Source organism: Bacillota bacterium, from assembly GCA_036504675.1.
GTDB lineage: Bacteria > Bacillota > Sulfobacillia > JAJYWN01 > JAJZPE01 > DASXUT01.
Map to the genome: position 1 here is coordinate 16,710 of DASXUT010000161.1, position 13,258 is coordinate 29,967.

Sequence of the window (13,258 nt, forward strand, 5' to 3'; positions counted from 1 at the left end):
CGCCGATGTACACCATCGCTCAGGATAGCCTCAGGACGCTGCTGGACAGACTAAGCCGAGATTATCTGCTCATCGCCCCGGTCGAGGAAGACGGCGTCACCCGGCTGAAACCGGCCAAGTCCGGCGCCGAGGTCAGCCTCGACTACGGCAACACGGCCACCTCCCTCAAGGACTTCCTGTTTCCCCAGAGTGAAGACCTCTTGCGCTTCGTCACCGACGGGACCCTGACCATCGAGGAGATCCAGCCTGACCGGAAGCAGGTCGCCTTCGGCATCCGACCGTGCGACCTGGCCAGCGTGGCCCTGATGGACAAGGTCCTGACCACCGGGGAGTTCTCGGACGCCCACTATCAGGCCAGGCGGGACAACACCGTCCTCGTCGGCCTGGGTTGTGAGTCCCCGGCCGACACCTGCTTCTGCACCAGCTACGGCTACAACCCGGGGTACTCGGGCGGGGCCGACCTGATGCTCTACAAGGACGGCGATAATTACCTGGCCGAGGCCCTCACCGAGAAGGGCCGGACGCTGGTCGGCGGACCCGGCGAGGGACTCTTCAAGCCGGCCGACGAAGCCTCCGGCGAGGCCGTCAAGAAGTCCTACGTCGAGAAGGAAGTTCCCTTCGGCAGCGAAGTCAAGGTCGAGGGGATCGACAAGCTCCTTGACAACTTCTTCAATGACCAATACTGGGACGACGTTTCCCGCCGCTGCCTGAACTGCGGGACCTGCACCTATGTCTGCCCGACCTGCCACTGCTTCCTCCTCACCGACGAGGCTCGGGGCGGCCAGGGGCTGCGTTTTCGGTGCTGGGACTCGTGCATGTTCGCCAACTACACGAAGATGGCCGGCGGTCACAACCCGCGCCCGAGCAAGAAGGAGCGGGTCCGCCAGCGCTTCATGCACAAGCTCAACTACTATTCCCACCGTTATGGTAGCTACCTGTGCACGGGGTGCGGCCGGTGCGTGGCCAAGTGCCCGGTGGGTCTGCACATCGCCGGCGTCATCAACGACGTCAAGGGGGTGAAGGCCCATGCCTAAGAACGTGCTCGTCCCGCATGTGGCCACGATCAACAAGATCAAGCCGCAGACGGCCGTCTCGGACGTCAAGCTGTTCGAGGTCACCTTCGACGATCCGGCGGTCATGGAGAGCTTCTCCTACCACTCCGGGCAGTGCGCCATGGTCTCTCTCTTCGGGGTCGGCGAGGCCCTGTTCTGCCTGACCTCGTCGCCCACCCGGAAGGGCTTCATCGAGTTCGCCGTCAAGCGGGTCGGCAAGGTCAGCGACGCCCTCCACGAGGCCGAGGTCGGCCAGAAAATCGGCGTTCGCGGGCCTTACGGCAACCATTTCCCACTGGACATGCTGAAGGGCAAGGACCTGATCTTCATCGGGGGCGGCATCGGCCTGGCCCCGCTACGCTCGTTAATCAACAATGTGCTGGACAATCGAGCCGAGTATGGTAAAATTGATATTATCTACGGGGCCCGTTCCCCGGGCGACCTGTGCTTCAAGGACGAGCTCGCCGAGGACTGGGCCAAGCACGACGAGAACACCAAGGTCTCCCTGACCGTCGACAAGGGCGACGAAACCTGGACCGGGTCGGTCGACTTGATCCCGACCTTCCTGGAGAAGCTCAACCCGTCGCCCAAGGGCGCCGTGGCCATCACCTGCGGGCCCCCGATCATGATCAAGTTCACCCTCCAGTCCCTGTCCAAGCTGGGCTTCACCCCCGACCAGATCGTCACCACCCTGGAGATGAAGATGCAGTGCGGGGTGGGCAAGTGCGGACGGTGCAACGTCGGGGATAAATATGTCTGCATCGACGGTCCCGTCTTCACCCTGGCTCAGCTGAGCCAGCTCCCGCCGGAGTTCTGATTCGCCGGGCTCCACGTGGAGCGGCGTAAGAGACAAATGGTCCCGGCCCGGCGCGCCGGGCCGGGACCGGCATGTTGACATCGCCAGACACTTGGACCCAAGACCAGTAGACGCGCGTCCGAGGTCGTCGGGAGTTGGGGGTCAGGATGAAAACCACCGAGTTGCTAGGGGAAATACAACCGGACCTGGAACGCCTCGAGCAGTTCATGGCCCAGTGCCTGAGCGACCCCGAGCCGACGGTCAAGGACGCCTCCCTCCACCCCTTGCGGGCCGGGGGCAAGCGGCTCCGTCCCGCCCTGGTCCTCCTGGCCGCCAAGTTCCACGACTACGCCCCGGAAAGACTCATCCCCGTCGCCGCCGGGGTTGAGTTGATGCACATGGCCACCCTGGTCCACGATGACGTCATTGACGACTCGCCGACCCGACGCGGCCTGTCAACGGTCAATTCCCGTTGGTCGAACAAAGTGTCCGTGCTGGTCGGCGACCATCTCTTCGCGGCCGCCGTCGCCCTCATCGCCCAAAACTCCGACAACGAGACAATTAAACTCCTCGCCCACACCATTTCCGAGGTCGTCCGAGGCGAGATCAAGCAGACCAACGCCGGCTGGCGCCTCGGGCTGACCGAGGCCGAGTACGTCGAGCGAATCGGCCTGAAGACGGCCTCGTTCTTCGGGGCCTGCTGCCACGTGGGGGCCCGCCTCAGCGGGGCGCCCGAGGGCATCACCCTGGAGCTACGCCAGTATGGACTGGAGATCGGCGTGGCCTTCCAGATGATGGACGACGTCCTCGACGTCAACGGCGACGCCCGCGACACCGGCAAGCCCGTCGGCGGCGACCTCAAGAGCGGCGTCCTGACCCTCCCGGTCATCTACGCCCTCGCCCATTCGCCCGACCGGGCCCGGCTGGAGGCCCTGATCAAGAGCCGTTCGTTCAATAACGGCCAGTTGGAGGAGGCTCTCGAGGTCGTCCGCAAGAGCGGCGGCGTCGAGTACACCCTCAAGACGGCGGCCGGCTACGTCGACCGGGCCAAGGTCCGCCTCGAAGGCTTGCCGGACCGGCCGACCAAGGGGACCCTTTTGAGCCTGGCCGATTTCATGGCCAACCGGGCGGTCTGAGGGCTTCCCGGATTGTCCATTTTACCTGGCGTTTTGCTGGCAAAGGCCGGTCGGACCAAGGTCCGATTTGCCAAAGCCTAACAAGTGTGATATGATATCCACAGTACCTGTCGCTGCGACTCTAAAAGGTGTCAGCCATCGGCTGGCACCTTCTTGTTGACGGCCAGACAGAAGAAAACCAAGAGGTGCTTATGATCCAAACCGTGAAGCTCGACCCGATCCTTCTCGACAACATCAACCGACTCGGCTACTCCAAGCCCACGCCCGTCCAGACGGCCAGCATCCCGCCGGCCCTCGAGGGCCGGGACCTGGTGGCCACGGCGGAGACCGGAAGCGGCAAGACGGCCGCCTTCCTCCTGCCCATCCTGCAGAGGCTGATGGCCTCAGCCCGCGGGCAGGTCCGCAGCCTGATCCTGTGCCCGACCCGGGAAATCGCCCTGCAAACCCACACCGAGGCTCAGAAACTCGGCCAGGGTACCGGGCTCCGCAGCGCCGCCGTCTACGGCGGCGTCGGGATGGAGCCCCAGACCAAGGCCCTGCGGAGCGGCGTCGACATCGTCGTCGCCACCCCCGGCCGCCTCCTCGACCACATGGGGAGAGGGAACGTCAAGTTCCAGGGGCTGCAGGTGCTCATTCTCGACGAGGCCGACCGTATGCTGGACATGGGCTTTCTGCCCGACATCAAGCGGATCCTCAGCGCCCTCCCGCAGGAGCGGCAGACCATGCTCTTCTCGGCGACCATGCCGCCGGAGATCCTCTCCCTGACCAACCGGTTCATGAAGGGCCCCGTGCGGGTGGCCATCGGCCGTCCGACGACCCCCCCGAAGACCATCTCCCAGGCCGTTTACGCGGCTGAGCCGCAGGAGAAGACCCATCTCCTCCTGGGCCTGGTCAAGGCCAAGGGAATGAACAGCGTCCTCATCTTCACCCGGACCAAGCATCGCGCCGATCGCCTGGCCAAGCAGCTCTCCCACGAGGGCATCCGGACGGCCTGCATCCACGGGGACCGTTCGCAGCACCAGCGCGAGGCGGCCCTTGACGGGTTCCGCAAGGGCGCCTACCGGGTCCTCGTGGCCACCGACATCGCCGCCCGCGGCCTGGACGTCCAGGGGGTCACCCACGTCATCAACTATGACCTGCCGGCCATCCCTGAAGACTACATCCACCGCATCGGCCGGACGGCCCGGGCCGGTGCTTCCGGCCAGGCCATCAGCCTAGTGACTCGGGAAGACGGCGACGCCCTTCGGCACATCGAGATGGCCATGGGGCAGGAACTGCGCCTGGCCGCCGCACCGCGGGGGTAAGGCCCCGCGCGAATAGGGTCCGAACAAGAGAGCCCGGGGGTCTACAAAGACCCTCCGGGCTCAAGTCGTTTCTTGGGGGCAAACCGGACGGCGACCGTCACCGAGGCGGCGAGACCTGCCCGCAATCACCGCGACTGGCTGCGGGCCTTCCCCGGGATGACATCCTGCCAGTATCGGCCGTTGCTGTATGAGTTCCGCTCAAGGGAACGGACCCGGTTGCCGACCTCCAGCGGGAAGAGGCGGTCGACCTCCTGCAGGTTGCGGTTGAGGATGAACATGGTCCCGGCCCAAAGCCCTCCGAAGATCACCGCCAGGATGACGTAGGCGCTAGGTTGAGGTTTCGCCGCGAGGGCCGAGATGACCATCAGAGCGGCGGCGAGGCCGAGGATGATCCCGCTCAGGACGAGCTTTCCCGTGGCCGTCCGCTTCTTCCCAGCCTCGACGCAGGCCCGGCAGAAGAACATCGTGAAAGGGGCGAAGTCTTGCCGGATCTGCATCATCCGATTACCGTGCATCTCCTGACGGCTGTTGGCCGCCCTCAACTCCAGGACCACCCCGTCGGCGGCTTCCCGGCCACAGTGCTCGCACTTCACCGTTACGATCCCTCCACTTGCCTACAAGCTTGTTGCTAAATTACGGTGCGGAGGGGCGAAACCCTGCTTAGTCGGGTTTAGTTTAGCCGGCGAAGACGGTGACCACGTTCACCGACACAGAGGCGGTCCCAGGATGGTCGACTTGATGAAGAGCTTCATGTTCAGGTCCCCCCGGCGACTACTGCTTGCCCGGAGCCGGTTTTTACCGCGGCGAGGGTAATTCCTTCCACCGCGGGGCCCGCTTCCGGCTCCACGGTTCCCCGAACTGTGAGCCCCGGCCTTAGAAGTCAGGATGGCTTGCCCCGACCCTCGCGGCCAGGTCATCGACCTTGGTGAACGGCTCAGGAGTCAGGCGGCGCTCGGCGAAGGGGAAGAGGACGTTGCCCTCCTTCTCGATGTGGGCCGGAAGGACGTCGAGGATCTTCTGGGCCGCCTCCGCCAGGGCGTAGCGGTCGGGGGGCCTCCCTGGCCAGTTCCCGGACCATCTGGGCGTGGGCTTCCTCGATCACCTCGTGCTCGCGGAGCATCTGCTCCACCGGGCCGCCTTTATGCCCGAAGATCGGCCGTAGGGACGGGAAGAGAGCCTCCTCCTCTTGGCGGAAGTGCTCGTTCAGGGCCTCGTCGAGGAAGTCGGAGAAGGACTTGAAGCCGTCGATGAGCTGCCCCATCGGGCGCCCCTCGCGCAGCCAGGCCACGTAATGGGTCAGGTCTCCCAGATGGTCCAACGCCCGCTCATGGTCCTCACGGAACTTGCCGATTATCTCCGGCATGACTACGCCCCCTCATCGATGACTTCTCCCCGATATCATTCCGTGACGGGGGGAAGATAAGCCCGCCGGGGTTTGGCCGCACGCGAGCGACGGATGAGTCAAGAGGCGGCCTGGGGCGGCCCGCTCCGGTAGACACGAGAAGGGGTGATGACCTTGGTCAGGACGCCGGATGAGGACAAAGTCAATGCCAGGAAGCAGGCCCGCCCAAAGTTCGAGTTCAGCCTGGACCTCGACCGTTTGAACATGGAGATGGCTTCGGAGCTGGGCCCCGACAAGGGCCCGCGGAGCCGGGGCAAGGGCGTCGCCGGCCGGACCGAGACTGAGGCGAAAGCCTGGGCAGCCGGCGGGCTCGAGGAGGAGAGCCGGCGCAAGCAGACCCTCACCCGCGAGCAGGCCGAGGACTTCGCGCGGAGCGAGCCTCGCGGCCGGACCAAGGAGCAGTGACCCACCAAGGACAGTGACGTTCCGGTGATCGCCGGCCGGTGTCGGGCCCGGGGCCTTTCGCCCCGGGCTCGCCGCTTTTCCCGCCCAGACAGGAAACCCATGGCCAGCGGCGAATTGCTCCCCATTATTCGCAGTTGACTCTTCGGTCTATCGAAGGAGGCCTTTTGCTTGAAGATCGGGTTTCATGGCGCCACCGAGACGGTCACCGGATCGCAGTTCCTGGTCGAGACCGGGGGCCTGCGACTGCTGGTCGACTGCGGGATGCATCAAGGCGGGGAGGAGGCCGAGGGACTCAACCGCGAAGGCTTCGCCTTCGACCCGTCGTCCGTCGATTTCCTCCTCCTGACCCATGCCCACATCGACCACAGCGGCCTGGTGCCGCGCTTGGTCAAGGAAGGGTTCAAGGGCAAGATCGTGGTCACCCCGGCCACCGGCGACCTCCTCGGCGTGATGCTCGCCGACAGCGCCCACATCCAAGAGATGGAGGCCGAGTGGCAGAGCCGCAAACGGGTGCGGGCCGGCCTTCCGCCGGTGGAGCCCCTCTACAGCGTGCCCGACGCCGAAAGATGCCAGGCCTACCTCCGCACCCTCGGCTACGGCACCCCCGGCGACCTCGGCCGCGGGGTCAGCGTCGTCTACCATGACGCCGGCCACATCCTCGGCTCGGCGATCATCGAGATCCGGGCCGAGGGGAAGCGGGTCGTCTTCTCGGGTGACCTCGGCAACCGCGACACGCCGATCATCCGTGACCCGTCCCGGCTCGACGGGGCCGACGTGGTGGTCATGGAATCGACCTACGGCGACCGGCTCCATCCGTGCAAGCAGGACAAACGGTCGATGCTGGCCGATGTCTTCCGGCGGACCCACGAGCGGCGCGGCAACCTGATCATCCCGGCCTTCGCCGTCGGGCGGACCCAGGAGCTGCTGTACGAGATCAACACGCTGTTGGACAAGCGAGAGATCGCCGCCGCCAGGGTGTTCATCGACAGCCCGCTGGCCATCTCGGCGACGGAAATCTTCAAGCGCCATCCGGAGTGCTACGATGAAGAGGCCCAGCAGCTCCTCGCCTCCGGTGAGGACCCCTTCGAGTTCCCGGGCGTCGCCTACACCCGGACCAGCGACGAGTCGAAGGCCCTGAACAACTTCGACGGCGGGGTGACGATCATCTCGGCCAGCGGGATGTGCGAGGCCGGCCGGATCAAGCATCATCTGAAGCACAACCTCTGGCGGCCGGAGGCGACCGTCCTCTTCGTCGGCTTCCAGGCCCGGGGGACCCTCGGGCGGTACATCAGGGAAGGGCACAAGATGGTCCGCATCTTCGGCGAGGAGATCGCCGTCAAGGCCGAGATCGTCTCGATCGACGCTTTCTCGGCCCACGCCGATCAGACCGGCCTCCTCGATTGGCTGGGGGCCTTCCACCGCAACGGGCATCACCCCGAACGGATCTTCCTGGTCCACGGCGAACCGGCGGCTATCCAGACTCTGTCCGAACAGGTGCGGTCCCACTACGGTCAACCGGCGGCGATTCCCCAGCCGCATGAGGTGTACGAAGTCTGAGGATGTTAGACTCCGAGGTGATGGCCGAATGATGACTCAAGCATCGAACCCGAAGAGTGCCGAGTTGTTCGCCCGCGCCCAAGAGCTGATTCCCGGCGGCGTCAACAGCCCGGTCCGGTCGTTCCGGGGGGTCGGCGGGAACCCGCTCTTCATCGCCCGCGGCTCCGGTTCGCACCTCTGGGACGTGGACGGCCACGAGTACATCGACTACGTCGGCTCGTGGGGCCCGCTGATCCTGGGGCACTGCGACCCGGACGTCATCGCCGCCGTCAAGAAGACGGCCGAGACCGGCACCAGCTTCGGCGCGCCCACCGAACTCGAGGTGGAGCTGGCCCAGGTCGTCGTCGACCTGGTCCCCGGGGTGGAGATGGTCCGGATGGTCAACTCCGGGACTGAGGCGACGATGAGCGCCCTCCGCCTGGCCCGCGCCTACACCGGCCGGAACCGGATCGTCAAGTTCATTGGCTGCTACCACGGGCACGCCGACCAGTTGCTGGTGAAAGCCGGCTCGGGTGCGGCCACCCTGGGCATCCCCGACAGCCCGGGCGTCCCGCCCAGCGTGGCCGCGACGACCATCGCCGTCCCCTACAACGATATCGACGCCTTGGCCGAGGTCTTCCGCCAGAACGGGGCGGACATCGCCGCGGTGATCATCGAACCGGTGGCCGGGAACATGGGGGTCGTCCCGCCGCGCCCCGGTTACCTCGAGGCCGTCCGTCGGTTGACCCGCGACCACGGGGCCCTCTTCATCTGGGACGAGGTCATGACCGGCTTCCGGGTCGCCCTCCACGGAGCCCAGGCCCGCTATGGGATTGACCCCGACCTGACCTGCCTCGGCAAGGTCATCGGCGGCGGGCTGCCGGTCGGCGCCTACGGCGGAAAGCGGGAGATCATGGAGATGGTCGCCCCGGCCGGTCCGATGTACCAGGCCGGCACCCTCTCCGGCAACCCCCTGGCGATGGCCGCCGGGCTGGTCACCCTGAAGAAGCTGAGCCAACCCGGGGTCTTCGAGGGGCTTGAGGCCCGCACCACCGAGCTGGCCGGCTGGCTCCGCGAGACCCTTCGGCGGCTGGGCCTCGGCTACCGGGTCAACCAGATCGGGGCCATGTTCACCCTGTTCTTCACCGATCACGAGGTCTGGGATTGGGACGACGCGGCCACCTGCGACACGAAGAAGCACGCCGCCTTCTTCCACGCCATGCTCAAGCGGGGTGTCTACCTGGCCCCGTCGCAGTTCGAAGCCTGCTTCACCGGCACGGCCCACAGCCAGGCCGACCTCGAGGCTACCGCCAGGGCGGCCCACGAGGCCCTCAAGGAAATCGCCGAAGTCGCCGGTTGAAGTCGCGGACTGAAGTCGCGGGCCGAGGGAGTTGGTCCGGCCCGATGGGCAGCCTTGAAGATCTCGCCCCCGAACGGCTCCGCGAGCTCCTGACCGACCTGGCTAAGCGCTGGCTGGCCCACGACGGCCTGTGGTTTCAGGCCGTCGAGGGCGCCTACGGGCTCGACCGGGCCATCGCCCTCGACGCCCGGGCTTGGGAGAGATTCACCGTCATCGAGGCCGAGCGGATCAAGCGCTTCCTCGGTCTGCCCGAGCGCGGCGGGCTCGATGCCCTTGACCGCGCCCTGCGCTTCCGGCTCTACGCCTTGATCAATGACCAGGTCATTGACAGGCCGGACCACCGGACCCTGGTCTTCACGATGAAGGCCTGTCGGGTTCAGGAGGCCCGGCGGCGGCGGGGATTGCCCGACTTCCCCTGCAAGCCGGTGGGACTGGTCGAGTACGCCGGTTTCGCCCGGACCATCGATGACCGGATCCATGCCGCGTGCCTGACCTGCCCGCCTGACGAACATCCCACCGAGCACTGGTGCGCCTGGCGCTTCACCATCGACTGATCCACTAATCCACACCCATCATCGCCGAATGAGAGGTGCCTGTCGTGGCCATCGTCGGAGCCTGCATCGCCCCGCACGGCGAGGCGATCCTGCCCGAGCTGGCGGGGGACGCCTTCGAGGCCTTCGCCCAGACCCGTCAAGCCATGGAGGAATTGAGCCGCCGGATGGCTGCCCGGCGGCCGGAAGTGATTGTCCTGGCGACGCCGCACGGTCTGCGCCTGGAGGGGCACATCGCCGTCGTCACCTCGGAGTACGTCCAGGGCAGTCTGACCGCCCCGGGTGGGGACGGCCGGGTCGCCCAGGAGTTCCGAACCGATCGGGAGATGGCCCGGGCCATCGTCCAAAGAGCCCGTGGAAACCGTCTGCCGGCCGTCGGCTGCAACTACGGAGCCCTCGAGGGCCAGGCCTCCAACGTCCCCCTCGACTGGGGGTCGATCATCCCTCTTCACTACCTCGGAGCCCGTCTGCCCGAGGCCGAGCGGCCGCGGCTGGTCCTCGTCGGCCCGACCCGCGAGATCCCCCTTTCCCAGCTGGTCCAGGTGGGACGGATCGTCGCCGAACTGGCCGAGGAGTCCGACCGGCGGGTCCTCTTCGTGGCCAGCGCCGACCAGGGCCACGCCCATCAAGAAGGCGGCCCCTACGGGTTCTCACCCGCGGCCGCCAATTATGATGCCACCGTCAAGGACCTGGTCGTCCAGAACCGCCTCCATAAGCTTCTGGACATCGATCCCCGGCTGGTCGACGAGGCCAAGCCCGACAGCCTCTGGCAGATGCTGATCCTTCACGGGGTGACTCAGATCGTCCCGATGAAGGCCGAGCTCTTATCGTATGAAGTCCCGACCTACTTCGGGATGCTGGTGGCTGATTATCAGCCCGAGCGCGGTGGATAGGAGGAGGCGCAAGAAGACCATTCGACAGGAGGAGGAGAACGGACGTTCGTGAAGTAAGCTTAGCACAGTAGGGTCAGACCTCGGAGGGGATGGAGGCAGTCAGGTGGCCACATCCGGTTTCTTCGAGAAGAGCCGAGAACAGTCAGTAGTTAAGGCCAACATTGCGACTAGATACTTCTGGGCATGGGCAAAGATACTGGTTCGTCAGAGCGTGGGCAGGTACGGCCCGGAGAGACGAATAGCATATGTTGATCTTTTTGCCGGGGCTGGGCGCTACAAGGACGGGACGAAGTCGATTCCCCTTCGGATCCTGGAAGAAGCGATCAAGGATCCAGACATGAGGCGTTCGATTATCACCGTCTTCAATGACCGAAACGCGGAACATGTTAAGTCACTTCGGGAAGCGATTGCCGCGACTCCGGGAGTGGAGAACCTCACCCACCGCCCGGTTGTCTTCAATTACGAGGTAGGCGAATCGCTCGCTAGAGTCCTCGAATCAACAAAGCTGGTTCCCACGTTCGTCTTTATTGACCCGTGGGGGTACAAGGGACTATCGCTTCGACTGGTTGACTCAATTCTTAAAGACTGGGGATCCGATTGCCTCTTTCTGTTCAACTACAATCGGGTCAACATGGGTATCGACAACTTCATGGTCGCTGAGCACATCAGAGCCCTCTTCGGAGCGGATAGGTCGGAATCGCTTCGACGTGATCTCACGCCCGCCAGCTCTCAGGACAGAGAGGCTGGCATACTCAGAGAACTTGGGGATGCACTGGGCGCGGGCACGGGAAGGTTCGTCCACACCTTTGCGTTCAAGAACATGAAGGGCACACGCACAAGCCATTACCTCGTATTCGTGAGCAAGAACCAGACCGCCTACGAGATAATGAAAGATATCACGGCCAAGGAGAGTACCTCGCAGGTCCAAGGGGTTCCTTCCCATGTCTTCAATCCGGCCGAGAAAGCGATGGGCACCCTCTTTGACTTGTCACACCCTCTGGATGATCTCATGGAAATGCTCGCCATGGAATTCCGGGGGCAGACCATCACCGTGAGAAGCATTTTTAGAAGTCACAACGTGGGCAGGCGGTACATTCTTCAGAACTACAAGGACGCCCTCAAGACTCTGGAGGGAGAGGATAGGGTCAAGGCTAGCCCAGACTTAAGGCGAAGAAAGAAAGGCACACTAGCCGACTGGGTAGAGATTACATTTCCGGCGTGAAAGGAGGACAACACGGTTGTCGCTGAAGTCAAGCATTGAATGGACGGAAGCCACCTGGAATCCGCTCACCGGTTGCTCGAAGATCAGTGCAGGCTGCAAGCACTGCTATGCTGAACGTTTGGCCGTACGGCTAAAAGCTATGGGGAACCCGCATTATGCCAATGGCTTTACGTTGACTTTCCACGAGACTGCTCTTGACCTTCCTCTCACTTGGCGTAAGCCTCAGATGGTTTTCGTCAATTCAATGAGCGACCTGTTCCACGAAGACGTGCCTCTGAACTTCATCGAACGGGTATTTACGACCATGCGGAGAGCCGATTGGCACCGATTCCAGGTGCTGACGAAAAGATCGTCCCGTTTGGCCGAAGTGAGCCGGCTTCTCCCATGGCCGTCCAATGTCTGGATGGGTGTGACCGTGGAGGACGAAGCAGCCAAGTCACGCATAGACCACTTGCGCCAAACGCCAGCCCGGGTCAAATTCCTTTCGCTTGAACCGCTTCTTGGGCCGTTGGGCAAGATGAATTTGGAGGGAATCGACTGGGTGATCGTTGGCGGAGAGTCAGGTCCAGGAGCACGGCCGATGGATTCCCGGTGGGTCACGGATATTCGAAACCAATGCTTGAGCGGCGGGGTCCCGTTTTTCTTCAAGCAGTGGGGAGGCGTGAATCGGAAGAAATCAGGAAGGGAATTCGAAGGGCGCACTTGGGACGAAATGCCGGTTTGTGTCGCTACCGGTCAGTAGCTTACTTGTCGTTACGGTCCCTCTCAGTCCATGGCTTCAGGTCGATGACCGGGCTCCCCGGGAGGGCATCGAGGTCGCGGACCACAAGGCGGAGGCCGTCCAGGCCGGCCGTGACACTTGGCCAAGGTGGACTTTCCGTCCACGGGTTTGGAGGGCCGAAGAAGGAAGAGGGCGGAGCGGTTTTCGCCGCCCTGCCTTGCTTTCTCCCAGCTCCGCAACTACTGAGCCCCTGACCACGCTGATGCCTTGCCTAGGCCCCGACCTGAAACCCCGCCTCCTCGAGCTTCCTTCTGGCCAAGGCCTTTTCCTCATCGGTAAAGAGCTCCGCCCACTCTGGTCGGAGGACGAGGTTCTCAACTGAAAGCTTCAGGAGGCCGTGCTCCCAGAGGAAGCTAAAGCCGCCTGTGTAAATCGCTCGTTTTGGGCCTTGCTTGGAGTCCCGCAAAATGCTTGGCTAATTTGGCCCCAAACTTTGAACCAACTTACACCTGGTTTATTATAGCGAACGGCCCCTCCGCTATAATAACCCCGGGGCCAACTATAGCGGTCGACAATAACCATGCCACACCATGGCCAAACCTTGCCGATCACTGCCAACCTTGACCAAACCTTGCCCTAACTTAGGACCAACCATTCCGAAGCACGAAGCCGGTGATGTGGCCACCTTTGTGTATCGGAATGGTTACGTGCCCCCAACGTGTTGAGCTAAGAGAAGACCTCCCAGAGACGTGTACCTGGCTAGGTCGAGTCCTCAAGTCCGACCTCACTTTCGATCCTGCGTGTAAGCCGCTTCACCTCGAAGATGTCGATCAGCGGGCCGTCAGGGGACACCACGACTCGGCCGATGGGGTTAGACGTG

Annotated in this window: 13 protein-coding genes; 11 read left to right on the forward strand and 2 right to left on the reverse strand. The window is 63.9% G+C overall.

The genetic code is table 11. The features are described from left to right. Positions 1–5 precede the first annotated feature (5 nt). The 4 genes from VGL40_12695 to VGL40_12710 all read left to right on the forward strand — a co-directional run bounded on the left by VGL40_12695 (position 6) and on the right by VGL40_12710 (position 4,288). Entirely contained in the window at positions 6–1,034 is a 1,029-nt protein-coding gene (locus VGL40_12695) for a 4Fe-4S dicluster domain-containing protein (protein HEY3316120.1), read from the forward strand. After that, positions 1,027–1,869, forward strand: a complete 843-nt coding sequence (locus tag VGL40_12700; GenBank protein ID HEY3316121.1) for an FAD/NAD(P)-binding protein — start codon at positions 1,027–1,029, stop codon at positions 1,867–1,869. Before VGL40_12695 ends, VGL40_12700 begins: the two co-directional genes overlap by 8 nt. A gap of 146 nt (positions 1,870–2,015) precedes the next feature. Then, positions 2,016–2,984: a polyprenyl synthetase family protein gene (locus VGL40_12705; GenBank protein HEY3316122.1), complete on the forward strand. Its 969-nt coding sequence runs from the start codon at positions 2,016–2,018 to the stop codon at positions 2,982–2,984. A gap of 191 nt (positions 2,985–3,175) precedes the next feature. Then, positions 3,176–4,288, forward strand: coding sequence for a DEAD/DEAH box helicase (locus VGL40_12710; GenBank protein HEY3316123.1), 1,113 nt, complete (start codon positions 3,176–3,178; stop codon positions 4,286–4,288). Positions 4,289–4,413: 125 nt separating this feature from the next. Here VGL40_12710 and VGL40_12715 read toward each other — a convergent pair whose 3' ends face one another. Continuing rightward, a complete protein-coding gene (locus VGL40_12715; protein ID HEY3316124.1) occupies positions 4,414–4,881 on the reverse strand; it encodes a hypothetical protein in 468 nt (155 codons plus the stop codon). A 341-nt stretch (positions 4,882–5,222) separates the two neighbouring features. Continuing rightward, positions 5,223–5,651, reverse strand: a complete 429-nt coding sequence (locus tag VGL40_12720; GenBank protein ID HEY3316125.1) for a hemerythrin domain-containing protein — start codon at positions 5,649–5,651, stop codon at positions 5,223–5,225. A gap of 147 nt (positions 5,652–5,798) precedes the next feature. On the opposite strand from VGL40_12720, the gene VGL40_12725 reads away from it, so the two are divergent. The 7 genes from VGL40_12725 to VGL40_12755 all read left to right on the forward strand — a co-directional run bounded on the left by VGL40_12725 (position 5,799) and on the right by VGL40_12755 (position 12,399). Then, positions 5,799–6,095, forward strand: a complete 297-nt coding sequence (locus VGL40_12725; GenBank protein ID HEY3316126.1) for a hypothetical protein — start codon at positions 5,799–5,801, stop codon at positions 6,093–6,095. Between the two features lie 168 nt (positions 6,096–6,263). Further along, positions 6,264–7,652 carry an MBL fold metallo-hydrolase gene (locus VGL40_12730; GenBank protein HEY3316127.1) on the forward strand — a complete coding sequence of 463 codons (1,389 nt, stop codon included), beginning with the start codon at positions 6,264–6,266 and terminating at the stop codon, positions 7,650–7,652. Between the two features lie 28 nt (positions 7,653–7,680). Beyond that, positions 7,681–8,991, forward strand: coding sequence for a glutamate-1-semialdehyde 2,1-aminomutase (gene hemL, locus VGL40_12735; GenBank protein HEY3316128.1), 1,311 nt, complete (start codon positions 7,681–7,683; stop codon positions 8,989–8,991). Between the two features lie 44 nt (positions 8,992–9,035). Further along, positions 9,036–9,545, forward strand: coding sequence for a DUF6125 family protein (locus tag VGL40_12740; protein HEY3316129.1), 510 nt, complete (start codon positions 9,036–9,038; stop codon positions 9,543–9,545). A 44-nt stretch (positions 9,546–9,589) separates the two neighbouring features. After that, a complete protein-coding gene (locus tag VGL40_12745; GenBank protein HEY3316130.1) occupies positions 9,590–10,435 on the forward strand; it encodes an extradiol ring-cleavage dioxygenase in 846 nt (281 codons plus the stop codon). 103 nt (positions 10,436–10,538) lie between these two features. Then, on the forward strand, positions 10,539–11,657 hold the full coding sequence (locus VGL40_12750) for a three-Cys-motif partner protein TcmP (protein ID HEY3316131.1): 1,119 nt from the start codon (positions 10,539–10,541) through the stop codon (positions 11,655–11,657). Positions 11,658–11,673: 16 nt separating this feature from the next. Continuing rightward, positions 11,674–12,399: a phage Gp37/Gp68 family protein gene (locus tag VGL40_12755; protein ID HEY3316132.1), complete on the forward strand. Its 726-nt coding sequence runs from the start codon at positions 11,674–11,676 to the stop codon at positions 12,397–12,399. The last annotated feature ends 859 nt before the right edge of the window (positions 12,400–13,258 follow it).